Here is a 22,359-nt window from a genome sequence, read left to right on the forward strand (position 1 = left end):
ACTTACTTCGAGAGGACCTCCGTCAGCACCGGCACAATCTGCTTCTTGCGCGACACGACGCCCTTCAACAAGGCCTGATGATCCTCGAGCTTCACGCCGTACGCCTCTTCGACCGCGTGCGCCGCGCGCCCCAGCGCCAGGCCGACCGAGCCGTTGTTCAAGATGTCGGTCACGACGAAGAAGAACAGGTCCAGGCCCTTTTCGGCAATCTTCTTTTCAATGGCCTGCAGGATCTCGGCCTTCTTCGCGAGCACGTCGTTCACGTCGACCGCGTTGACCTGCGCGATCTCGACCTTGTGGTTCCCCATCTGGAACTCCTTCGCGTCGAGCGTCAGGAGCTCGCCGACGGTCTTCTGGCTGAGATCCGCGCCCGCCTTGAGCATCTGAAGCCCATATTCCTCGAGCTTCACGCCCGCCAGCTCAGCCAACTCGCGCGCCGCCTTCACGTCCTCCTCCGTGCACGTGGGCGATTTGAGAAGCAGCGTGTCCGAGATGATGGCCGAGAGCATGATGCCAGCCACGTGGCGCGGGATGGACACGTTCTTCTCCTTGTACAGCTTGTTGAGAATGGTGGCCGTGCAGCCGACCGGCTCCGCCCGATAATAAAGCGGGTCCGCCGTCTCGAAGTTCGCGATGCGGTGGTGATCGATGACCTCCACCACTTTCACCTGGTCGGCGTCCGGCGCGCTCTGTTGGCGCTCGTTGTGATCGACCAAGATGACCTCGTCCACTTCGCCCGCCACGCGCTCGATCACGCGCGGCGCGGACACGCCGAAGTGGCTCAGGACGAACTGCGTCTCAGGATTGGGCTCGCCGAGCGCGACGGGCTCCACGTCCTCCCCCAGTTCGCGCTTCAGGTGAGCGTATGCGATCGCGGACGTGATCGCGTCGGTATCCGGATTTCGATGGCCGAAAATCAAGCGCTTCGCCATGCAGCCGACTCCTCCAAGCGATTTTGTAAACATTCGAATCCAGTATATCAGGTCGGAGGGCCTGTTTGCACGAATCGCGGGGCATCATGCGTTCTGCGCCACGTCCGACGCGGGACCACCTGGGGCGCCTTTCGGCGCGACGCGCCACCAGCCGACGATAAGCGCGGCACACGAGGCGGAACAGAGCCACATCCAGGCGACAACCGGCACCGCGCGCAGGGACACGCCGGCAAGCGCAGAAGCGAGCGGCATCGCGATGCCCGCGAACGAGTAGATGAGGCCGAACGCGCGTCCCCGCACCTCCTCGGGAATCGCGCGCTGCATCAGGGCAAAGCCGATGGCGTTGATGATGCCGAGCGACGCGCCAAGCACAAAATTCATCCCGAGCGAGAGCCACACGGAGCGGGAGAAGCTGAAGGAGAGGATCGCCAAGGACGCCAGAGCGCCGAAGGTGAGAAGTCCGGTGCGCGCGCTCATCCTCGCGGCGAGTCCCGCACAGAGGCTCCCGAGCAGCTGTCCGAGCGACAGCGCCGCGTTGATGGCGCCGAATTGGAGGGCGCCGCCGTGCAGCACGCGGTGCGTCCACACGGACAAGAGCACGTCGACCCCCGCAAAAAAGAAGTTCAGGAGCACGATGAGGGGCAGGACGGCCACGTACCAGCGAATGCGCGCGACGGCGCGCCAACCCTCCATCATCTGCGAGACCACGGAAGCTTTTGGCCTCGGCGCTGCCGCTTGGTCCCGCCATCTCCGGCCCTCGCGCCGCCACAGGCGAATGACGTTCGCCACGGCGGCCGCGCTGGCGAGAAAACTGAGGCCGTCGATGGCCGCGATCCAAGGGATGCCGATGGCCGCGAGCGAAGCGCCCCCGACGGCCGCGCCGACGGAGACAGCCAGTTGGGACGTCGTCATGACGAGCCCATTGGCGGCCGTCAAATCCTCGTCGGGCACCAGGCGTGGCAGGATCACGCTCTCCGCCGGCCCAAAGAGGCTCCCCCCGAGTCCGTGCGTGGCCAGGATGACAAGCGTGACGGCCACAAACGCGTGGGGCCAAAGGGCGTACACGAGGGCGCCGAACAGCGAGACCGAAGCGCGGACGAGATCCGTCCAAAGCATCACGTAGCGGGCGTCCCGGCGATCGACGAGGCTGCCACCCACTGCGGACAGGAGGTTCGGCAGCGTCAGGGCCAGGCCCGCGGCGGACAACAGATACGGCGAGCGGAGCTGAAGTTCCCAATACGCCATGATGAAAAGCAGCTGCGTGCCCAGCTGTGACAGGACCTGCCCCAGCCAGACCGAGGTGAACGCCGGCCATCGGAATACCCGAAACATCGCGCTCTCTCCTCAAGCTGGATTTGCCTCATTCGACCGGGTCGTCACCCGGGGCCGGGGACCAGGCCGGCGCCCGAAAGCGAGATGCACCAAACATCCACACCGCCACCACGGTCAACACACATGGAATGAGGTCCCAAAGGAACGCGGAGTGAATGGACTGATTCAGCGCGTCTGTGAGCTTCTGCAGCACAAAGCCGGGCATGTGCTCGCGCGTCTGCGGCGACAGGATGGCGCGAGGATCCATGTGGCTGAACGCGCGCGCCTGAGGAACGCCTTGAAACGCCTCGGCCACCTGATGGGCGAACGCGTGCTTCTGAATCGCGCCGTAGATCACGATCCCGACCGTCATGCCGAGTTCGCGGACGAAGCTGTTCGTGGAACTGCCCGCGCCGCGGTTTTGAGCGTCGAGATCGCCCATCGCGGCCATGCCGGTGACGGAGAAGAACGGCCCGATGCCAATCCCCACCACGGCCATGTCGAGGATCACGCGCCACGTCGGCGTATCTGCCCTAAGCCCGAGAAGCAGCGCGATGCCGGCGCCGAAGACGAGGGCAAACGGCAAAAGCACCGTGCGGTAAGGCGCGCGGCTCGCGAAACGCCCCGCCATCGCCGCGGTCACGGACGATCCGACCATCATCGGCAGGAGAAACAGCCCCGCGTCGATGGGCGATCCCCCGCGCACGCCCTGCACGTAGATGGGCACCCACACGACCGCGACGATGTACGCGCTGCCACTCAAGATGCCCGCCACGTTCGAGACGGCGAACGATCGCTTTCGAAACAGGTGAAGCGAGACGACGGGCTCCCGAGCCCGCAACTCCACGGCGAAAAAGAGCGCGAGGAGCGCCGCGGCAACGGCGAAACCTGCCAGGATGGGCGCGGAGTTCCACGGATACGTCTGTCCGCCGAATTCCAGCGCGAACGTGAGCGCCGTCACGCCGGGAACCAGCGTGAAGATGCCGAACCAGTCGATAGCCTGCCGCCCGTGCCGCGCCGACTCGCGGTACGCGAACAGGATGAGCAGGAACGCGACAACGCCAATCGGCACGTTGATGTAGAAGACGATCCGCCACGACCAGTGCTGGGTGATGTACGCGCCGAGAAGCGGGCCGAAGATGCTCGCCATGCCGAAGACCGCGCCGAAGAGTCCCGAGAACTTGCCCTGTTCCTTCGGCGGCACCACGTCGAAGATGATGGTGAACGCAATCGGCATCAGCGCACCGCCGCCAATTCCCTGAATCGCGCGGTAGATGGCGAGTTCGGTCATGTTCTGAGCTGTCCCACACAGGATGGAGCCGATGAGAAACGCCGCGATGCCAAACATAAAAAACCGCTTGCGCCCGTACATGTCGGACAGCTTGCCGAAGATGGGCATCCCCGCCATCTCCGTCAGCATGTACGCCGCCGTGATCCACACAATCTGCTCGAGGCCGCCCAGGTGCGCCACGATGTTGCCCGTCGCGGTGGCCACAATCGTGTTATCCATGGCCGCGACAAAGATGCCCAACAAAAGGGCCAGCACCACGAGCCCTTGGTTCGAGGTCCGCTCCGCTTGCACACAAACCCTCCTCGTTTTATCCGGACGCACCCGCGTCCATGACGCGCCCCACCTGTGCACCCGGGTGCGCCTCGTACGACTGACCGTATTCAACACATTCAATCTCGCATCCGGGGCCAAGCCGCACCACCTGCGCGCGCACCACGCGGGCGTGCGTGTGGACGAGATCGACCCAATCTGCCTCGATCACGTCGGCCTCGAGCGTCCCGTGCCTGCGGATCCGCGGCTTCCACAGGTACCTCGGCAACTCCACGATGAGCCGTTCCATGCCCATCTCGCGAACCCGGCACGGGCCATGCAGCCGAATCCGGGCCTCGTCCGCGGAGAACAGCCCGTCAACAGTCAGCGCACCGCGAATGAGGGCGCGATCGGCGCCGCAGTTTCCCTTGACCACGACCTCGCCGGCCGTCTTGAGCTCCCTCGCGGACAGGTGTCCGCTGCACGAGAGCGATCCCATCACGGTCAGCTTGGCCGCGATCACGTCGCCGTGGCAGCTGACCTGACCCATGATCGTAGCCGTCTCCGCCGACACGTCCGCCCTCGCCTCCAGCTCGCCCATCACGCGGAGGCACTCACATGCCAGTGGCCCCTTGACGACCGCCTGCCCCATGATCCGCACCCGCCCGAAGTCGCCACCCGCAGCGGTGGATTGGCCCATGACCGTCAGCTTGGGCTTCGCCCCGTTCGCCATCCCCATCGCCCCTCCCTCAGATCTGCACCGCTTCGCCCACCACGGCCGACCCTCGTCGCTCGAACGACGTGCGGTATTCGACGCGATCGACCCGGCAATCGTCGCCAATGACCACCACGTCGCCCCGGATCCGGCGCGCCAACACCGCCTCCACCTCGATGCGATCCCCTTCAATCGTCTCCACCTCGAGCCTCGGCTTCGAGAACCATCCCCCGCTTCCCACCGCCGCCGTGAGCGTCGTGCAGCCAATCTCCCGCACTTTGGACTTGCCCATCAACTCAAATTCGATCACGTCCGCGTTCATCAGTGCCGCGCAGCGCACGTTGCCAGTCACATGGACGCGCTCCGCCTCGATGGGTCCATCCACCTGCGCGCGCCCGCCGATGTTCACGGCGCCTGCGCGCAGAGCGCCCTCGATGCGCGCCATGCCCGACACCTCTGCGCGCTCCGCCACCTCGCAATTCCCATCCACGTCGCACAAGCCGTTGACCTCCAGCACGCCCGCCGAAACAGGCCCATCCACGGACATGCGGCCGTTCACCTCGAGTCGCCCCTCGACGCGCAGGCTGCCATCCACCTGCGCGCTGCCGTTCACCTCGCAGGTCTCGCAGGCGATGTCCCCCTGCATCTTGGCCATGCCGTTGACCTCGACCCGCCCATACGTCCCGCCGCCCATCGACGTGCGGCCGGAAACCTCCAAATCCTCAGGCATATGCGATTCCCTCCCCGATTTGACCTCCATCACCGTCACATCAGCTTCAGCTTCAGCTGTTCCACGGCGCTCGCCACGTCGACGGAGAACGCGACGTTCGCCTGAGGATCGAGCGCGATCTCGGCATTCGGCGCGCGCGCCAGCCAGATGCCGACACCGAACTTGCGGACGAGATCGATCCGCATCTGCATGTCACAAAACACTGTTACGATTCGGTCGTACGCCTGGACCAATTGTCTGGCCTCGTCCAGGCTCACCTGGCCGCTCTCTAGCGCCTCGTGCACGAGATATACGCAGACGATGTCCGGAAATGCCAACATGCGGGCATTCGGAACCGCGTCCGCATAGAGGCGCCAGGCGAGATCGCTCACCACCCCAAGGCGCACGAGGTCTTCTCCGGTGCGCTCTATCTCGACGCCCGCCGGCGAGAGGCGCTTCGCCAGCTCATCGAGCGGAACGTCTTCCTTCCACTGCTTGATCTGCTCGATGCGGCTCAGGATCTTGTCGCGGGGAAAGAACGTCTCCTGCCCGGTGAACGTAGCCTTGCGGATGAACCACTCCTCCGGGATGAGCTTCTTTCGCTTCCAACGATACAGTTGGCCGTAGGAAATCCCGGCGAGATCGAGCAACTCCTTTTTCGAGATCAGTTCCTCGTCCATTCAACATCATCTCCGGCGACGCCATCGTAACATAACAATGTTGCGTTCTGCAACCTCCGTGTTGGCATGCGCCTCCTGCAACGCGCGCACAAGAATAAAAAGCGCCCGCCGAATCGGCAGGCGCCTTGGGTTCTGCACTCACTTCGTCACGTACCAGTACTGCATCTCGGGCAGGCCGTCCGCCGCGTTCAGGTGCTGCAGCACGCCCTGGACGTGCGGAGCCACCACCACGAGCGAGGCCGGGTTGACCGTCCACAGGAACGGCAGAACCTTCGCCGTGTACATCTCGTACTCGTCGAACACCTTCATCGTCTGAGCCTCGGTCGGATACGGCTGGTGCGTCGCGTTGATCAATTGATCTTCCTTCGGATCGCTGAAGCCCGTGCCGCTCGACGCGCCGGTGTTGAACAGGCCCTCGCCGGTCGGGTAGTAACCAGGTCCGTTGTACACCCAGCCGGAGCCGAGCGCGAGATCCCAAGAGTGGTTGCTCGAGTCCGACGTAATGGAGATGAACTGCGAGAACGGCTCGCCCTTGAGCTGCACCTTCACGCCGATCTGTGCCAGGTCCTGCTGGACGAGCTCCGCCTCCTGCTGCGTCGACTCGCTGCCGGTGACGTACATCATCGTGAACTCCATCTTCTTGCCCTGCGCGTTCGTCATGACGCCGTTCTTCAGGTGCCAGCCGGCGTTCTCCAGCGTCTGCTTCGCCTTCGCGAGGTTAAAGCTGTAGAGGCCATTCACGGCAGGGTCGTAGAACTTCGTCGCAGGCTGCGGCGGAATCGGCCCGTAGAGGGGCACCGCGAAGCCCTTGTAGATGTCCTTCACAATGGTCTGGCGGTCAATCGCCATCTGCAGCGCCTGCCGGACCGGCAGCTGATCGAAGATGCTGGCGTTCGGCGCGCCCTTGTACATGTTCATCTCAATCCAGAAGATGCCGAATGCGTATTCCGGCGTCACCGTGTCGCCCATCGAGGTGAGCGCCGACTCGGAGCCGAGCTGCGACTGATCCAGGTAACCCACGTTGATCTGGCCGCTGCGCAGCGCGGCGAACTCAGACTCGTTCGAGCCCTCGTACTGGAAGACAATCTTGCTCACCTGAGGCTTGTGGCCCGCGTAGCTCGGGTTCGGGACGATCACCCATTCCTGCTTATCCTTGGCCAAGAGCGGCTTGAATGGTCCGTCGACGACCTTGTCAAACATCATGTTGGTCGCATTGGCGCCCAGGTACTTGATCTCGTCGGTGATGTTCGACTTGACGTCCATGTAGGAAGCAGGGAGCGGTGTGAGCTGGATGATGCCGTTGTAGATGAACCACTGCTGGTTCGCCGGCTGCTTCAACGTGATGGTAACCTCATACGGTCCGTTCGCCACCACGCTCTTCACGCCGTTCGGAATGTCGCCGGTGCCCACGCCCACAAACGGCCAAGGGCTCGGCGCGTTCGATGCGGACGCCGCCTTAATCACGTTCCACGTGAAAATCACGTCCTTGGAAGTCACCGGCTGGCCGTTGGACCACTTCCACTTTGGATTCAGGAAGATGTGATAGACCGTGCCTTCCTTGTTGTACGTGATGTTTTTCGCGATGGAATCCTGCCAGTTGATGCTGTAGTCGTTGTTCAGCACCAGCATCGGGATGTACATCTGGTCCACAATCTGAGAGTTATACAGCGAATCGTTCGCCGCATTAAAGATGGGAAGGAACCAGTTGAGGTCCGTCTGCGGCGGCAGCGCGTAGTCGATCACGCCGGCGGGGTTGACGCTGGCCGCGCCCGCGGAAGCGCTTGCCGCACTCGCACCGTTTGAAGAGGGTGTGCTGGACGAAGCGTTGTTGGCGGCCGTGCCGCACCCGGTCACCCCCAGCACAATGGCAGCTGCAGCTGCGCCAGAAACAAGCGCTCGTTTTCTCATTTTTCGCACCATTTGTACCTCCCTATGGAACCTTAGAGAATGCCCGCATCGAACGGTGTCGCTCGATGCGGGCCAGTAGCAGGTGTAGAACCAAGGACACCCCTAGTATAGCAAGTCCAATTGCGCATTGCACGCATTTTTTAAAGAGATCTTCAATGCAACTTCACACTTGCGTGCGAAGCCTCACTGACCCGACACTGTCCAGTACTGCATCTCCGGAATCCCCACCGCGCCGTTGTAGTACGGCAGCACGTTGTGGACGTTCGGCGCGATCACGGCGACGGTCGCGTTGTTCACATTCCAGAGCATTGGCAGCTGCTCGGCCGTGTAGTACTCGTATTGATAGAAGTGCTTCATGGTCTCGGCCGTGGAGCTGTACGGCTGATGCGTCGCGTTGATGAGCGCGTCCTCGGTCGGATTGCTGTAGCCCGTGCCGCTCGGCGCGCCGGTGTTAAACAGGCCGTCGCCGGACGGATAGTAGCCGGGGCCGCTGTAGATCCACCCGGAGCCGAGCGCGAGATCCCAGTTCGTCTCCTTCGGATTGCTCGTCAACGAAATCAGCTGATCAAACGGCATCCCCTTGAGCGACACCTTGACACCAATCTGGGCAAGTTCCTGCTGAATCAGCTCTGCCTCTTGCACCGTCGTCTCGACGCCCGTCGCATAGATCATGGTGAAATTCATCTTCTCGTTGCCCTTGGTCATCACACCGTTTTTCAGCTGCCATCCGTGGGCCTCGAGCAGCTTCTTCGCGGCGGAAGGATTGTATGGATACAGCTTGGCCACGGCCGGATCGTAGAACTGCGTCTTGGGTTCGGGCGGAATGGGCCCGTGAAGCGGCACCGCGTACCCCTTATAAATGTCCTGCGCAATTTCGTCGTTGTTGATGGCCTGCATCAGGGCCTGGCGGACGTAGAGCTGATTGAAAATCTTCGAGTTGGGCGAAGCCGGGTACATGTTCATCTCGGTCCAGAAGACCGCAAACATGTATTCGGGCGCGACCGTGAAGCCAGACGCCTTCAGCTGAGGCAGCGCCGCAATTTCAGACGGATCAATGTATCCGACATTCACCTGGCCGCTGCGAAGCGCCGCGAGCTCCGACTCGTTGGAGCCCTCGTACAGGAAGATGAGCTTCGACACCGTGCTCTTGTGGCCCGCGTACATCGGGTTCGGCTTCAGCACCCACTCCTGGCGATCCTTCGCGTACACCGGTTCGAACGGCCCGTCGACGACCTTGTCAAACATCATATTTGGCCCATTGGAACCCAGATACTTCAGCTCATCCGTCATGTTCTTCTTGACGTCCATGTATTTCGCCGGCATCGGCGTCATCTGCATCAGGCCGTTGTAAATGAACCACTGCTGGTTCGTGGGCTGGTTGAGCGTGACCGTCACCTCGTACGGCCCGTTCGCCACGACGCTCTTGATGCCGTTCGGAATGTCCCCGGTTCCCACGCCGACGTACGGCCAGGGCGAAGGCGCGTTCGAAGCGCAGGCCGCCTTCATGACGTTCCACGTGAAGACGAGATCCGCGGACGTCACCGGTTGACCGTTGGACCATTTCCACTTCGGGTTCAGATAGATGTGGTAGACCGTTCCGGAGGAATTGTAGGTGACCTTCTCGGCGATGGAGTTCTTCCAGTCAATTTGGTAGCTGTTGTTCAGTTGGAGCAGTGGAACGAACATCTGGTACACGAGCTGCGCATTGGCCAACGTGTCCGTGGGCCCGGTGAACAACGGCAGGAACCAGTTGAGGTCCGTGGCCGGCTGGACGGCGTACTCGATCACGCCCCCGTTTGCGCTGGCGGACGCAGCACCCACTTTTCCGCCGGTGGCGTGCGAAGCGGGCTGCGTCTGGGAAAACACACCACACCCCGTCGCTCCCAGCACGATGGCCGCCGCCATTCCCGCAGCGGCAATTCCTTTTCCACGATGTTTCACAGTCTCTCGAACCCCCTCAATGTTCTGGAAATCTCTCATTTGAACCGAGATTTCAGAGAATCACGCCCATTGTACGACGCGTCGACGGCCGTGTAAAGGGGAAGATGTGTAACAACTGGCCATCCTGCGTCCGAAAATGTTTTCCGCAAGTCAAGAAAATGGACACACCGGCCGTTCGCCGATGTGCCCCCGTCGTCTTTCGCTCAAATGCCGAGCAGCTTCTTCACAAGCGGAATCTGCCCGCGATGGTGCGACGTGTGCGCGATGGCGTAGGCAACGAGCTGGCGCTTATTCACCTCGCCGACACCGAGCTTGGCGCCCGGCTCGTTCAACGCCTCAGCCGTGAGGCGCTCAAACGCGTCCTTGGCCAGCCTCTCGTTTTCCGCCCACATCGCCTTGATCTTCGCGACATCCCAACTCCTCGCCAAAAACGGCGCCCGCGTGTCGATGTCCGCCGTTTCGCCCTTCAACTGCGCGAAGAAGCGGCGTTCCACGAGCAGCGTGTGTTCCAGAATGGACGCGATGTTGTTGAAGTTGTCCGCCGGCTTCTTGACCCACTGCTCATCTGTCAAGCCATCGACCATCTGATGAATCGTCGCGTGGACCTTCACGTACAGGTCGTGGAGATCCTGCATCTCCTTCAGCACGAATTCATCCCTCCTTGTGATTCGCCGAGAAACGCGCGAGTTGCACCGGCCACCCTCCCCCATTGTAGCGCGATCACGTCCGCAAGAAAGATTTGCTACAATGCGAATAGGACCATGCGTGTACAGGGGGATATCCACGTGCGCATCTATCTCCTTGGCGGATCCGGGTTCATCGGCCGCCACCTCGCGCAAGAGCTCGAGCGCCAGGGCCACGTCCCGGACGTCGTGCGGCGGCCGTACACCCCGGACGCCCTTCGCGACCACTTCGCCAAGAGCATCGAGGGCGGCGAACCGTACGCCATCTGCAACCTTGCCGGCGCCTCGCTCAACCGAAAGCGATGGAGCGCGGCCTATCGGCGCGAGATCGTCCGGTCGCGCGTCGACACGGTCCGCGCCGTGAGCGCAGCGCTTCAAAGTTTGCCCACCGCACCCACCGCTTACGTGCAGGCGTCCGCCGTCGGCTACTACGGCCCGTCCCTCACGGAGACGTTCACCGAAGCATCTCCGCCCGGAAACGACTTTCTGGCCCGCGTATGCGTGGAGTGGGAGGAAGCCGCGGAGCCCCTCCGCGCCCTCACGCGCGTAGCCATCCTGCGGTTCGGCATGGTGCTCGGACGCGACGGAGGCGCGCTGCCTCTGATGTGGCCCGTGTTCCAACTGGGACTCGGAGGAACGCTCGGACACGGCAATCAGTGGATTTCCTGGATCCACGTCGACGACGCCGCCCGACTCGCCGCCTGGGTCCTCGCGGACAACCGCCTCCACGGCGTGTTCAACGCCACCACACCTCATCCCGTCCGGATGCGCGACTTCACGCGCACGCTCGCCGAGGTGCTCCACCGCCCACACCTCACCCATGTTCCGGCTCCTGCGCTGCGACTGGCGCTTGGCCGCCGCGCCACCCTCGTCCTCGACGGTCAGCGCGTCCTGCCTCAGCGCGGGCTCGATCTTGGCTTTTCCTTCGCCTTCCCCACGCTCGAGGAAGCCCTCCGGGACTTCCTGTAAGCGAGACTTGTGCCTCCCCCCGTCCTGCCCTTAGAATGAAATCGATTTCCCCATCAATCTTTTGCAGGGAAAGACAAGAAAGGAGGCTGTCGAGCCATGGCCACGCGCTTTCGCTGGGTCATCATTGGTCTTTTGTTTTTCATCACGGTGGTCAACTACATCGACCGATCCGCCATCTCGTACGCCATCGGCGACATCGCGCAGGTTCTGCACCTGAACGACAGCCAGGTGGGCATGATCCTCGGCGCCTTTGGCATCGGTTACATGATCACCACGTTTTTCGGCGGCATCTGGGTCGATCACGTCGGCGCCCGATGGGCCCTGTTCTTTGCGTCGCTCTTGTGGAGCCTGTCCATCGGACTGACGGGCGTCGCAGCGTCGTTCACCGTCATCTACCTCATGCGCATCCTTCTCGGTGTGGCGGAAGGGCCGAACTTCCCAGCCGTCAACCGGGCGGTCGGCGACTGGCTGTCGCCTCGCGAGCGAGCCATCGCGCTGTCCAACTCGCTCGTGGCCGTCCCACTCGCGCTCGCCATCGGCGCCCCGATTGTGACGTCCTTGATTCTCGGTGTCGGCTGGCGAGGCATGTTTATCATCCTCGGCATTGTGGGCCTTCTCTGGGTACCCGTCTGGTTCTTCTTGTTCCGCGATTTTCCGGAGCATAGCCGCCACGTGAACGACGAGGAACTGCGCCACATCCGCGCATCCGAACATGTGGATCGCACGCGGCCGGCCAAGGAGATGCGCTTTCGCCAGGCGCATCACGTGTCGTCCGGCACGCTGTGGAAGTACCTCTTGGTCAACCGCACCTTAATGGCGAACAACTGGTCGTTCTTCGTCTTCGGCTATTATCTCTTCTTCTTCATGACGTGGTTGCCATCCTATCTGAAGAGCGAATATCACCTGAACCTGAAGTCGGTCGGCGCCTTCTCCATCTTGCCGTGGGCGCTTGCCACCGTGCTGTTGTGGCTCGTGGGTTATCTCTCGGACTGGATCCTGCGCCGAACAGGCAGCCTGCGCCTGGCGAGATCGTACCCCATCTGGATCTCGCAACTGCTGTCGGCGCTGTGCGTCGTGCCGCTCACCTTTACGCACGACCTCACGACGGCCATCGTGTTCATCACGCTCGCGGTGGGCTTTGGCATGAGCGCCAACTCGACCTTCTACGCCATGAACGTGGACCTCATGCGAGAGCGGACGGGCACCGCGCTCGGCTTGATGGACACGTTCTTCGCAGCCGCCGGTTTCCTTGCGCCGGTCATCACGGGATGGATTGTGAACGCGACGGGAAGCTTCAAGAGCGCCTTCTGGCTCATGGCCGTGCTCTCGGCGACGTCCGTCCTCGCCGTCCTCATCTTCCATCAGCCGGACAAACAGCGCCGAATCGAAAGCGCAGTGGCCCCCTCTTCAAACCTCACGCACTGACACCTTCAAGCCCCACGGGTCGCCCCGTGGGGCTTTTCTGTGCAAAGCACCTTCTCGCACCGAAACCTGCACCTGGAGAGGCCAGAGCCGCATCGGGACAACCGCCTCAGGCATACGCTGTACACATGGGCGCGGACTCCTCGCCCACGGAAGGAGACGTTTCATGCCTTCTCTCATCGTGATTGGCACGGCCGCGGCGGATGCCGCCGTTCAAAATGCGGGCATCTTTCTCGGCGAGGGCAATGTCGGCGGGTGGGACGCCAACCGGAAGATGTCCAACGCGTACAGCGGCACGTACGGCGCCTTCAACGTCCTGGCCGGCATGGTGAACGTCAACGTGGACAACTTCGAAGTGGTGGATGGGGCCATTAACGACACGGACTTCAAGCTCACCGTGGGTGCCAATGGATAACGGCATTCGAGTCGGACAGAACGAAGGCGGAGGGTTGACATGCCAAGCGTCATCTTGCTCGGTTCGCTCCTCATGAATACGCCCCAGCAAAACGCGGGTGCCTTCGTCGGTGAATACAACTTCGCAGGATGGGACGCCAACCGGAAAATGAGCCAGGCGCACGGCGGCGAATTCGGCTTTTTCAACTGGAGCCCCGGCTTCTACAACCTCAATCTCGACAGCTTCGAGGTGGTGGACGGAGCCATGAACGACGCGGACGCAAAGCCCGTCTTCGGGAGCAATCTGTGACGACAGCCTATCGCGCCAAGCGCCAGACGCTTGAGTGAGGAGGGGATGGCCATTCCTGCGCTCGTCTTCATCGGGGCGAACAACTCCATGACGCCGCAGCAGAACGCGGGCACGTTCATCGGCCAAATCAACAACGGCGGTTGGGATGCCAACATGAAGTTTCAGGCTGGAAAGAGCGGCAACTACGACATCATGAGCTACAATCTGCAGATCTGGAGCCTGCTGTTCGACAGCTTCGAGTTCATCGACGGGCAGGTGAACACCCTCGGCCTGAAGCCGGACGTCGAGGGCAACGTCTGAGACGCGCCCTTGAGGCGAAGGAGGCGGTTCCCATTCCTGTACTGATTGTGAGCGGCGTGCTCAACACCATGGCGCCGCAGCAGAACGCGGGCGTATTTCTCGGTCAGGTCAACATCGGTGGATGGGACGCGAATCAAAAATACGGCGCCGGCAAGGCGCTCGACGCAGGCATGTTCAACGTCCTCATCAGCGCCAACGCGCTGTTCGACAGCTTCGAAATGATGGACGGGGTCATCCACGATCAAGATCTGAAATTCAGCTACGAGTGGAACTTCTGACGGCAGCCCTGCCGTCCGAGCCAGGAGTGGAGGTCGTCGTGTGTCTACCGTCATCGCGTTTCAAGCCATTTTGAGCAACACGCCGCAGCAGAACTCGGGGATTTTCATCGGCGAGATCAACATCGGCGGCTGGGACGCGCACGTCAAATCGAACGCCGCGCAGGCCGCTGTGCTAGGCTCTCGCAACGTCCACCTGCTCACGCGCAACCTGAATGTGGATAGCTACGAGCTTTTGGATGGCCTCATCTTGGACCAGGATTTCAAACCGACGTGGGGCATCCAGTGTTGAAGGAACATAGCGCCAGAAGGCCGCCCAGCCGGGCGGCCTTGTTTCATCGGGCGTTCAGCAGTTTCAGAAATTCGCGCATGAAGCCCGGGAGATCCGGCCACGCGTGTCCGGAGACGAGGTTTCCCTCCACATACAGCGTCTCCGAGGCGTACTTCGCGCCCATGCCCTCGACGCTCGGCTTGCAGGCGATGTACGCCGTCATGGTGCGCCCCTTCAGCTTGTCGCGTACCACCTCGAGCACCTGCGCCGCATGGCAAATCGCTCCAACCGGCTTGTTGGCGTCGAAGAAATGGCCCACGATGCGCGGCACGTGCTCATTCAGCCGGATGTACTCCGGCGCTCGGCCGCCGGGCAGGATGAGGCCGTCGAATTCCTCCGGCCGAATGTCGGCGAAGGCCGCGTGCGCTTGAATGAGGTATCCCGGTTTCTCCGTATAGGTCTCCCAGCCCGTGAAATCGTGGACGACGGTGTTCAGTGTCTTCTTGCTCGGCGCTGCGATGACGGCGTCGACACCTTCTTCGAGGAGTCGATAATAAGGATAGTAGATTTCCAGCGCTTCGACTGCGTCTCCCGCCAAGATCAGCACCTTCTTGGCCATCTGAACATCCCTCTCCTCGTTCCGATTGAACGCCTCGCGCGGCGTCCATCTCCATTGTATGGGATTTCAGACATCTCGTCCACGCTGGCATTTCGACACGCTTCGACCGCCTTCGGTTACCCGCCGGCGCCCGCGCGAGCCATCTGCTCTGCGAACGCGACGAGATCGACCGCCACCTGGCTGACCTCCTGCATCGCCGACGCCAAGGCTTCCATGGCCGAGCGCTGCGCTTCCGCCTCCCGGTCCACCCGCTCGATGGCCTCATTCAGCGCCTCGAGCATCTCCACCATGCGGCGCGTGTTCTGCGCAATCACGTCTGTCTGTTCCCTGGCCCCTTCCGCCAACCGCCGAATCTCGCGGGCGATCACGGCAAATCCCCGCCCGCTCTCCCCTGCGCGCGACGCCTCAATCGAGGCGTTCAGCCCGAGGATGCGGCTCGTGTCAGCGATCTCCCGGACCTCATCCGAGATGGACCGCACGTCGCGCACCGCCGTCAGCACGGAACGGGACTCGCGCGCGATGTCGCCGAGGCTCGTGGCCAAGACCTGCATGGACGCGGCCATCTCTTGCAGCGTCGCGCTTGTCTGCTGCACGGACGACGAGAGCGTCGTGGCCAGGCCGACGAGCCGCTCCTCCGCGTCCACGCGGACGCACGCGCAGAAGGCGCCCACCGGTTCACCGCCCTCCGCGGCGATGGGCACCGCCTTCATCACTACCGGCAGGCCGAGCGCGGACGCATCCAGGCGAACTTGGCGCACACGCCCTTCGCGCACGGCCTCATACAGCCCGTCGCCCGGCCGAAGCTCGTACCCCTCCGCAGCTGCAAGCGCAAACGTCCGCGCAGGGACCACCCCTCGCACCCGCGTCCGATCCGCCACGAGGATGGCCACATCGTCCAAAAACGCTCGTTGGGCCAACCTTGCGAAGCGAAGCGCATCCTCCAGCGCCGGATGCATGGCCTGATGTTGCTGCGACGGGACAGCCGATCCGACTTCCACACACATCCTCCTCCACGCCCAGCCATCCTTCCGTTCGATACTCGGTTCCACACGCGCCAGGCATCCTCCTGCTCAGGGAATGAGCTCAAATCGAAGGGGCGCCAGCGAACTGGCGCCCCTATGAAACCTATGCTCACTCTGCGTCCACAAGCTGCGGGTTTTCGCCCTCGGGGAAGTTGGGCTTCGGGAATCCACTGCGCACGCCCCAAATGTAGAAGACAAGCGCGGAGACGGCAACCACCACCATGTCCCACCCGTAGGGCAGGACGCCGATGCCGCCGAACTTGCCGCTGCCGAGGAACGAGACGAGCGCCATCCACAGCAGATACACAATCAGCCAAAGCCCGCGGCGGAAGTGTTCCGAAAATCCGCGCCAGCCGGCCTTCGCCGTGTAGTAGAAGTAAACCGGCAACCCGATGATGATCACGATGATGACCTCGCCCGTCAGCGGCCACTGCGCCCAGTACAGGATGAGCGACGCGAAGATGAACGCGATGGGCGCGATGACGGACATCCCCGGGATTCGCACGGGCCGCTTGACGTGATCGCCCATATTGCGGAACGCCATGACGGCGATGGGCCCCGTCACGTAGGAGATGAGCGTCGCGACCGAAATGACGCCGGCGAGCTCGCCCCAGCCCCGGAACATCAGCATGAAGATGTAGGCGATGACGAGGTTCAGCCACATCGCCGCGCGAGGCACGCCGTAGCGCGGGTGAATCCGGCCGAACACCTTCGGGAAATAGCCATTCGCCTCCATGCCGTGCACCATGCGAGCGGTGGTCGCCGTGTACGTGATGCCGGTGCCGGACGGCGACACGAACGCGTCCAGGAACAGCACGATGGCGAGCCAGTTCACGTTCAGGGCGAGGGCGAGATCGGCAAACGGCGACTTCAAGTTGATGCTCGCCCAACCGTGGCTCAGCAGGTTCCCCGGCATCGAACCAATGAACGCGGCCTGCAGGAACAGGTAGATCACACCGGCGAGCAGAACGGAGCCGATCACGGCAAGCGGAACGTTGCGACTCGGATTGCGCGCCTCGCCCGCCAGGTTGATGGGGCTCTGGAAGCCGTTGAACGCGAAGATGACGCCGGACGTCGCGATGGCCGTCAGCACGCTCGCCCAGCCGTTTGGCGCAAACCCGCCGTACTGCGTGAAGTTGTGCGTATCAAAGTGAGCCGCGATGAGGCCAATCACGGTCAGCGCGGGAATGATGAACTTGAACACGGTGATGGCCGTGTTGGCACGCGCGAACAGCTTGACCGTCCAGTAGTTCAGCAAAAAGTAAATGAAGACGAGGATGGCTGCCAACAGCAGTCCGGGCGGCGTGAGCGTCTTGTTGACGTACAGGTGATGCGTCCACTGAGCCCAGTGCCACGGCCACGAGCTCATGTACTGGATCGACGCCTCCGCCTCAATCGGGATGACGGACGCGATGGCGATCCAGTTCGCCCAGCCGGACAAAAACCCGACGAACGACCCGTGCGAATAGTGGGCGTAACGCACCATACCGCCGGATCGCGGGAACATGGGGCCGAGTTCCGCGTAGGTCAGGCCGATGAGCAGAATGACGGCCATGCCAAGGATCCACGCGACCATCGCGGCCGGACCCGCGACCTTGGCGGCCTTCCACGCGCCGAACAGCCAGCCCGAGCCGATGATGGACCCGAGCCCGGTCATGGTCAGCGCGACGAGATGGATTTCCCGGCGCATGCCCTTGTCCATGAAATTCCTCCCTTGTTCAGGTTCCATGATGCGCCCCTGCGAAACTGGAAACGCCGCGGTCTCCGGGCGTGATCGCTTTCATTCCCCCGCATCAGGGCGCAAGCTGTCCACCATACGCCCCATGATGCCGCAAGGAGATCGCCTCTGTCAACCGAGATACTTCTTGGAATTGATGGACGATTTCGATCTATGCGAGATCATCGTCCAGTTCACAATCTTTCCATTTGCACCCTCGATCCATCCATGCCACGGCACACGCCATCTCCGGACATGAACGGACGTCCACGTTCATATCATCGGATTGGGTCAAGAAGTTGAAAGGCCCGAAAGCCCAATATCAAGGGTTGAATTTTCGCAAGTCTCTTAATATGATGGAGTTGAAAGCGGTTTCCAACCGTTTTCTGACCACGTAAGGAGGGGACATGGGTGGCAGTTCAAGAAGTGAATGCGAGCGCTCTGCATCCGGATGTCGTCGAGTTTCTCAAGGGTCCCAAGGGCCTGTTCATTGACGGCGAATTCGTTCCCTCACTCTCCGGCAAAACGTTCAAGTCTATCAACCCTGCGACAGAAGAAGTCCTGGTGGAAGTCGCGGAGGCGGAAGCTCCCGACATTGACCGCGCGGTCAAAGCCGCTCGCCGCGCCTTTGAGTCCGGCCCGTGGTCGCGCATGAGCGCCGCGGAGCGGTCCCGGCTTCTCTATAGGCTGGCGGATCTCATGGAAGAACATAAGCTGCAGCTCGCTCAGCTCGAAACCCTCGACAACGGCAAACCCATTCGCGAATCCCTGAACGCAGACCTGCCGCTTGCCATCGAACACATTCGCTACTACGCCGGCTGGCCCACCAAGGTCGTGGGGCAAACCATTCCGGTAGCGGGAAAATACTTCAACTACACGCGACACGAGCCCGTCGGCGTCGTGGGCCAGATCATCCCGTGGAACTTCCCGCTCCTCATGGCGTGCTGGAAGATTGGCGCCGCGCTGGCCATGGGCTGCACGGTGGTGCTCAAGCCGGCGGAGCAGACGCCGCTCTCCGCGCTCTACCTGGCCAAACTGATCCAAGAGGCTGGCTTCCCGCCGGGCGTCGTCAATGTCGTGCCGGGCTTCGGCGAGACCGCCGGACAGGCACTGGTGGAGCACCCGGACGTCAACAAGATTGCGTTCACCGGATCGACGGAGGTCGGCAAGCTCATCATGCGCAACGCCGCGGCGACCTTGAAGCGCGTCACGCTCGAGCTCGGCGGCAAGTCCCCGAACATCATTCTCCCCGATGCCGACATGAGCCGAGCCATCCCCGGCGCGTTCATGGGCATCATGTTCAACCAGGGCCAGGTGTGCTGCGCCGGATCGCGCCTGTTCGTGCAGAAGAAAGCGTACGACAACGTGGTGGCCGATCTCGTCTCCCTCGCGAAGAAGATCCGCCAAGGCCCGGGCTTGGATCAAGGCACGGAGATGGGGCCGCTCGTGTCCGATGAACAGGAGAAGCGCGTGCTGGGCTACATCGAGAAGGGCGTGGAAGAGGGCGCCGAGGTCCTCGTCGGCGGCGGCAAGGCCACGGATCGCGGATACTTCGTGCAGCCGACCATCTTCGCCAATGTCCGGGACGACATGACCATCGCGCGCGAGGAGATCTTCGGACCGGTGGTCGCGGCGATGCCGTTTGAAGATTTGGACGAAGTCATTGCGCGCGCGAACGACACGGAGTACGGCCTGGCGGCCGGTGTGTGGACGGAGAACATCCGGAATGCCCACTATATCGCCAGCAAGCTGAAGGCCGGCACTGTTTGGGTCAACTGCTACAACGTGTTTGACGCGGCGGCTCCCTTCGGTGGATACAAGCAGTCCGGTATCGGGCGCGAAATGGGCTCGTACGCGTTGAACAACTACACCGAGGTCAAGGATGTGTGGATCAGCCTGAGCTGAATCCGCGTGCGAGTGGGGCCCGGCGCTTCGCCGGGCCTATTTTCGTCGCCCAAATTGGCATATATGGACGTTTGTAGACACCGGCGCTCCCATGCTCGCCTATTGTGTGCAGAAAGAGATTCTACTCGCGAGGAGGACGCCCGGTGTCACAACCCAATATCCCCAATATCAATCCGTCCATCTCTATCACCCGGGACGACGCTGTCAACCTGTTGCTCTCGTCCATCGCGCTCGAGGAACTGGGACTTGGCCACCTCACGAACGCTGAGGCGGAAAAGATCCAGTACGTCCTCGGCACGCTGACGGGTGCCACCGGAACCCAGCCGTCGCTGGATGACCTTCTCACGCTCAATCAGTCGGTGAACGCCACGTTGGACAACATCATCCGCAAGGAGCTGATCTTGGACAGCAAGCTCAGCAACGTGATGTCGCTGGCGAACGTCGGACCGACCGGGCCCACAGGACCGACCGGACCCACAGGACCGACCGGACCCACAGGACCGACCGGACCCACAGGACCGACCGGACCCACAGGACCGACCGGACCCACAGGACCGACCGGACCCACAGGACCGACGGGGCCCACAGGACCGACAGGACCGACGGGGCCAACAGGCCCGGCTGGTTCAAGCGCGATCATTCCGTTCGCGTCTGGCCTGCCCGTGGCTCTCACCACCGTCGCAGGTGGCCTCGTCGGGACGACGAGCCTAGTCGGCTTTGGCAGCTCGGTCACAGGAGTGACCGTGCTGGGCAGTGGCCAGATCGACCTCACCGGAGCTGGCGGCACGCTCCTGAACTTCGCCTTCTCGATGCCGCGCGATGGCGTCATCACGTCGATCGCAGCGTACTTTAGTGCGACGGCCGCGCTCAGCCTGCTCGGCACGACCGTGAACATCACGGCGCAGCTGTACGAGTCGACAACGCCGAACAACACATTTTCACCGATCCCAGGCGCTTCCGTCGCTCTGCCGCCGCTCACCGGTACAATCTCCATTGGACAAATCGTGAGCGGTATTACAACCGGCCTGTCGATCCCCGTGACAGCAGGCACGCGCCTCCTGCTCGTCTTCTCGGCGACGGCGTCGGGTCTCTCGCTGATTAACACCGTTGTCGGTTACGCTTCTGCGGGCGTTGCGATCAGTTAATTATGACGGGGGCTAGCCGTTTGGCTGCCCCCCTCCTGTGTCCCCAGTTGCGAATCAATTTCCCTTTTCTACGAATGTGTTCATCGAGATAACCGTAGTGATAGATGACAACCGGGATGTCCACCACAGAGAACCAAAGCGAAGGGCGGCGAGAACGTTAAGCGTCTCGTGGAAGTCATTCACAAAGCGAATACCGCACCGATTGCGGAATAAGCGCGCATGCCCCATGCGAAACGCAGATTCAGGCCGCGAAGAAGGCCCATAATTGGGCTGCACTTTTCAGTGCGCGCTCGATCACGTCCCCTTCGTCTCGTGCAATCATGCATAAGGTGAGCCGTTGAAGCCGCACGTTGTCACAGCCTTTCTTCGTTCCGTAATGACTCCCATGGCCCTCGAATGTTAAGCCACAGCCGATGCTCCGGATCACAGGCCACAAATAGGTGTCGTTGATGTCTCCACAGCAGCTCAAGCCATGCGAGATTGCTGCGTGCGGTGAGTCTGTACGTGGATGTACTGAGCGGGAAATCGCCCATTTTAATCCGAAGAACCGAGATTTCACGCTCAACAGCGTCTTCGGTTCCCGCTCCAAGCTGCTCATGCCGAATACCGATCCCCAGCAACGCAGCGTACATATGCCCGCGTTTAAGGGCTGTGAGCCGTGCGCGGACCGCGCAATCGGACAGTTGCACCAAGATCGGTTCAATTGCGGGTTCATCCTTACTGCGCCCTCCCATGCGGGATCGCACGAGGGTCGCGAGCGTGCGCACGAGCTCACGTGCGCACGCGTGTTGATCAGAAAGAACCGCCTTGGCATTTTGAACGAGGTTATGGTCCGTGATATCCAGTTCCGCATCGCCCATCTCAGTTCTTCGATTTGCACGCTCTCGATTGCCCCAACCTTCTCGGTACATATAAACAATTGTGTGCAGATGGCGCTCGATCAGCGTTTGCTGATCGAGCGCCAGGCTAATTTGAGCGACGACGCGAGGTTCATGTGCAGCCATTCTTACCAGGGCGTACAGGAGCTTGCTACTCGCGCGGTCGAGAAGGATTGCGTGGGATACGATGTCGTGGAACGCATGTAAAAACGCAGCGGAGTCCATCCTCTCGGACACGCCTCGTACCATGCTTATGGACATTATTCCTCGCACTCCTCACATTCGCCGCACTCCTCGCACCCCTTGCACTCTTCGCGTTCCTCACACTCGTCTTCACAGACATGGCAAGGAACGAGTTTGGACACGAGCTCCAGTTTGATTTGTAGCAGGAGTTCTTTGTGAATGAGCGTGCGCAGAAGGTGATCGACGCTTTCGTTCACTTTCAGGAGCGTACAAGTTGGTAGACAGGGCTTCGCGAGGACATACTGCAACTTTTCGCCCTCCGCATTGATGATATGGGCGAGGCCAAGCTCCTCCATGGCAATCGAGGCAAGCAACAGGTGAACAACTTGTTCGCGCGTTAACTCGATGTCAGGCTTGACATCAGGCACGTTCGGCATCGACACATTACATCCCCTCCTTTCTCGCTAGTCATATGCCCGCCTGCACAAAACCGTCCAGGTTCAGGGCACTCGTCTATCGCATGCGATGGCT

General features: G+C 61.8%; 23 protein-coding genes. 9 read left to right on the forward strand and 14 right to left on the reverse strand.

What is annotated here, in order from left to right; genetic code table 11:
• Positions 1-2: 2 nt before the first annotated feature.
• From AACI_RS12275 to AACI_RS12315, 9 genes are all read right to left on the reverse strand, one after another.
• Complete coding sequence (locus tag AACI_RS12275) at positions 3-932, reverse strand: manganese-dependent inorganic pyrophosphatase (protein ID WP_012811732.1); 930 nt, start codon at positions 930-932, stop codon at positions 3-5.
• An 84-nt stretch (positions 933-1,016) separates the two neighbouring features.
• Positions 1,017-2,264 (reverse strand): MFS transporter, encoded by a 1,248-nt coding sequence (locus tag AACI_RS12280; RefSeq protein WP_012811733.1) that lies wholly within the window; start codon positions 2,262-2,264, stop codon positions 1,017-1,019.
• 28 nt (positions 2,265-2,292) lie between these two features.
• Positions 2,293-3,825 carry an MDR family MFS transporter gene (locus AACI_RS12285; protein WP_012811734.1) on the reverse strand — a complete coding sequence of 511 codons (1,533 nt, stop codon included), beginning with the start codon at positions 3,823-3,825 and terminating at the stop codon, positions 2,293-2,295.
• A gap of 16 nt (positions 3,826-3,841) precedes the next feature.
• Entirely contained in the window at positions 3,842-4,516 is a 675-nt protein-coding gene (locus AACI_RS12290; RefSeq protein WP_012811735.1) for a polymer-forming cytoskeletal protein, read from the reverse strand.
• 16 nt (positions 4,517-4,532) lie between these two features.
• The gene (locus AACI_RS12295) at positions 4,533-5,228 is read right to left on the reverse strand and encodes a polymer-forming cytoskeletal protein (RefSeq protein WP_012811736.1); all 696 of its coding nucleotides are present in this window, start codon (positions 5,226-5,228) and stop codon (positions 4,533-4,535) included.
• 35 nt (positions 5,229-5,263) lie between these two features.
• Positions 5,264-5,887 (reverse strand): YhbD family protein, encoded by a 624-nt coding sequence (locus tag AACI_RS12300; RefSeq protein ID WP_012811737.1) that lies wholly within the window; start codon positions 5,885-5,887, stop codon positions 5,264-5,266.
• A 138-nt stretch (positions 5,888-6,025) separates the two neighbouring features.
• Entirely contained in the window at positions 6,026-7,807 is a 1,782-nt protein-coding gene (locus AACI_RS12305) for a peptide ABC transporter substrate-binding protein (protein ID WP_012811738.1), read from the reverse strand.
• 171 nt (positions 7,808-7,978) lie between these two features.
• Positions 7,979-9,736, reverse strand: coding sequence for a peptide ABC transporter substrate-binding protein (locus tag AACI_RS12310; protein WP_041707585.1), 1,758 nt, complete (start codon positions 9,734-9,736; stop codon positions 7,979-7,981).
• 203 nt (positions 9,737-9,939) lie between these two features.
• The gene (locus AACI_RS12315) at positions 9,940-10,383 is read right to left on the reverse strand and encodes a DinB family protein (protein WP_012811740.1); all 444 of its coding nucleotides are present in this window, start codon (positions 10,381-10,383) and stop codon (positions 9,940-9,942) included.
• 138 nt (positions 10,384-10,521) lie between these two features.
• Between AACI_RS12315 and AACI_RS12320 the strand changes: the two genes are divergently transcribed.
• From AACI_RS12320 to AACI_RS12350, 7 genes are all read left to right on the forward strand, one after another.
• Positions 10,522-11,388, forward strand: coding sequence for a TIGR01777 family oxidoreductase (locus AACI_RS12320; protein WP_012811741.1), 867 nt, complete (start codon positions 10,522-10,524; stop codon positions 11,386-11,388).
• A gap of 96 nt (positions 11,389-11,484) precedes the next feature.
• Positions 11,485-12,813 carry an MFS transporter gene (locus tag AACI_RS12325; protein ID WP_012811742.1) on the forward strand — a complete coding sequence of 443 codons (1,329 nt, stop codon included), beginning with the start codon at positions 11,485-11,487 and terminating at the stop codon, positions 12,811-12,813.
• A 163-nt stretch (positions 12,814-12,976) separates the two neighbouring features.
• Complete coding sequence (locus AACI_RS12330; RefSeq protein ID WP_012811743.1) at positions 12,977-13,225, forward strand: hypothetical protein; 249 nt, start codon at positions 12,977-12,979, stop codon at positions 13,223-13,225.
• A gap of 39 nt (positions 13,226-13,264) precedes the next feature.
• A complete protein-coding gene (locus tag AACI_RS12335) occupies positions 13,265-13,513 on the forward strand; it encodes a hypothetical protein (RefSeq protein WP_012811744.1) in 249 nt (82 codons plus the stop codon).
• A gap of 45 nt (positions 13,514-13,558) precedes the next feature.
• Positions 13,559-13,813, forward strand: coding sequence for a hypothetical protein (locus tag AACI_RS12340; RefSeq protein ID WP_012811745.1), 255 nt, complete (start codon positions 13,559-13,561; stop codon positions 13,811-13,813).
• A 47-nt stretch (positions 13,814-13,860) separates the two neighbouring features.
• Positions 13,861-14,091 (forward strand): hypothetical protein, encoded by a 231-nt coding sequence (locus AACI_RS12345; protein WP_012811746.1) that lies wholly within the window; start codon positions 13,861-13,863, stop codon positions 14,089-14,091.
• A gap of 40 nt (positions 14,092-14,131) precedes the next feature.
• The gene (locus tag AACI_RS12350; RefSeq protein ID WP_012811747.1) at positions 14,132-14,380 is read left to right on the forward strand and encodes a hypothetical protein; all 249 of its coding nucleotides are present in this window, start codon (positions 14,132-14,134) and stop codon (positions 14,378-14,380) included.
• A 43-nt stretch (positions 14,381-14,423) separates the two neighbouring features.
• Here the strand turns inward: AACI_RS12350 and AACI_RS12355 are convergent, their stop codons facing one another.
• The 3 genes from AACI_RS12355 to AACI_RS12365 all read right to left on the reverse strand — a co-directional run bounded on the left by AACI_RS12355 (position 14,424) and on the right by AACI_RS12365 (position 17,702).
• Positions 14,424-14,978 (reverse strand): DJ-1/PfpI family protein, encoded by a 555-nt coding sequence (locus tag AACI_RS12355; RefSeq protein ID WP_012811748.1) that lies wholly within the window; start codon positions 14,976-14,978, stop codon positions 14,424-14,426.
• A gap of 116 nt (positions 14,979-15,094) precedes the next feature.
• Positions 15,095-15,982, reverse strand: coding sequence for a methyl-accepting chemotaxis protein (locus AACI_RS12360; protein ID WP_148213794.1), 888 nt, complete (start codon positions 15,980-15,982; stop codon positions 15,095-15,097).
• A gap of 127 nt (positions 15,983-16,109) precedes the next feature.
• Positions 16,110-17,702 carry an APC family permease gene (locus tag AACI_RS12365; RefSeq protein WP_012811750.1) on the reverse strand — a complete coding sequence of 531 codons (1,593 nt, stop codon included), beginning with the start codon at positions 17,700-17,702 and terminating at the stop codon, positions 16,110-16,112.
• 426 nt (positions 17,703-18,128) lie between these two features.
• Here AACI_RS12365 and AACI_RS12370 point away from each other — a divergent pair, with 426 nt between their 5' ends.
• Both AACI_RS12370 and AACI_RS16690 read left to right on the forward strand, forming a co-directional pair.
• Complete coding sequence (locus AACI_RS12370; protein ID WP_012811751.1) at positions 18,129-19,622, forward strand: aldehyde dehydrogenase family protein; 1,494 nt, start codon at positions 18,129-18,131, stop codon at positions 19,620-19,622.
• A 143-nt stretch (positions 19,623-19,765) separates the two neighbouring features.
• Positions 19,766-20,767 (forward strand): exosporium glycoprotein BclB-related protein, encoded by a 1,002-nt coding sequence (locus tag AACI_RS16690; RefSeq protein ID WP_012811752.1) that lies wholly within the window; start codon positions 19,766-19,768, stop codon positions 20,765-20,767.
• Between the two features lie 353 nt (positions 20,768-21,120).
• On the opposite strand, the gene AACI_RS12380 is transcribed toward AACI_RS16690, so the two are convergent.
• On the reverse strand, positions 21,121-21,894 hold the full coding sequence (locus tag AACI_RS12380) for a hypothetical protein (protein WP_245530616.1): 774 nt from the start codon (positions 21,892-21,894) through the stop codon (positions 21,121-21,123).
• An 11-nt stretch (positions 21,895-21,905) separates the two neighbouring features.
• On the reverse strand, positions 21,906-22,265 hold the full coding sequence (locus AACI_RS12385) for a hypothetical protein (RefSeq protein WP_245530800.1): 360 nt from the start codon (positions 22,263-22,265) through the stop codon (positions 21,906-21,908).
• Positions 22,266-22,359 lie beyond the last annotated feature (94 nt).

This window comes from Alicyclobacillus acidocaldarius subsp. acidocaldarius DSM 446, assembly GCF_000024285.1.
GTDB lineage: Bacteria > Bacillota > Bacilli > Alicyclobacillales > Alicyclobacillaceae > Alicyclobacillus > Alicyclobacillus acidocaldarius.

Excerpts from the sequence above, each read along its gene's own strand:
- AACI_RS12275 (WP_012811732.1), bottom strand. The coding sequence starts at position 932 with ATGGCGAAGCGCTTGATTTTCGGCCATCGAAATCCGGATACCGACGCG.
- AACI_RS12280 (WP_012811733.1), bottom strand. The coding sequence starts at position 2,264 with ATGTTTCGGGTATTCCGATGGCCGGCGTTCACCTCGGTCTGGCTGGGG.
- AACI_RS12290 (WP_012811735.1), bottom strand. The coding sequence starts at position 4,516 with ATGGCGAACGGGGCGAAGCCCAAGCTGACGGTCATGGGCCAATCCACC.
- AACI_RS12295 (WP_012811736.1), bottom strand. The coding sequence starts at position 5,228 with ATGCCTGAGGATTTGGAGGTTTCCGGCCGCACGTCGATGGGCGGCGGG.
- AACI_RS12300 (WP_012811737.1), bottom strand. The coding sequence starts at position 5,887 with ATGGACGAGGAACTGATCTCGAAAAAGGAGTTGCTCGATCTCGCCGGG.
- AACI_RS12305 (WP_012811738.1), bottom strand. The coding sequence starts at position 7,807 with ATGGTGCGAAAAATGAGAAAACGAGCGCTTGTTTCTGGCGCAGCTGCA.
- AACI_RS12325 (WP_012811742.1), top strand. The coding sequence starts at position 11,485 with ATGGCCACGCGCTTTCGCTGGGTCATCATTGGTCTTTTGTTTTTCATC.
- AACI_RS12330 (WP_012811743.1), top strand. The coding sequence starts at position 12,977 with ATGCCTTCTCTCATCGTGATTGGCACGGCCGCGGCGGATGCCGCCGTT.
- AACI_RS12335 (WP_012811744.1), top strand. The coding sequence starts at position 13,265 with ATGCCAAGCGTCATCTTGCTCGGTTCGCTCCTCATGAATACGCCCCAG.
- AACI_RS12340 (WP_012811745.1), top strand. The coding sequence starts at position 13,559 with ATGGCCATTCCTGCGCTCGTCTTCATCGGGGCGAACAACTCCATGACG.
- AACI_RS12355 (WP_012811748.1), bottom strand. The coding sequence starts at position 14,978 with ATGGCCAAGAAGGTGCTGATCTTGGCGGGAGACGCAGTCGAAGCGCTG.
- AACI_RS12360 (WP_148213794.1), bottom strand. The coding sequence starts at position 15,982 with ATGTGTGTGGAAGTCGGATCGGCTGTCCCGTCGCAGCAACATCAGGCC.
- AACI_RS12365 (WP_012811750.1), bottom strand. The coding sequence starts at position 17,702 with ATGGACAAGGGCATGCGCCGGGAAATCCATCTCGTCGCGCTGACCATG.
- AACI_RS12380 (WP_245530616.1), bottom strand. The coding sequence starts at position 21,894 with ATGGTACGAGGCGTGTCCGAGAGGATGGACTCCGCTGCGTTTTTACAT.
- AACI_RS12385 (WP_245530800.1), bottom strand. The coding sequence starts at position 22,265 with ATGCCGAACGTGCCTGATGTCAAGCCTGACATCGAGTTAACGCGCGAA.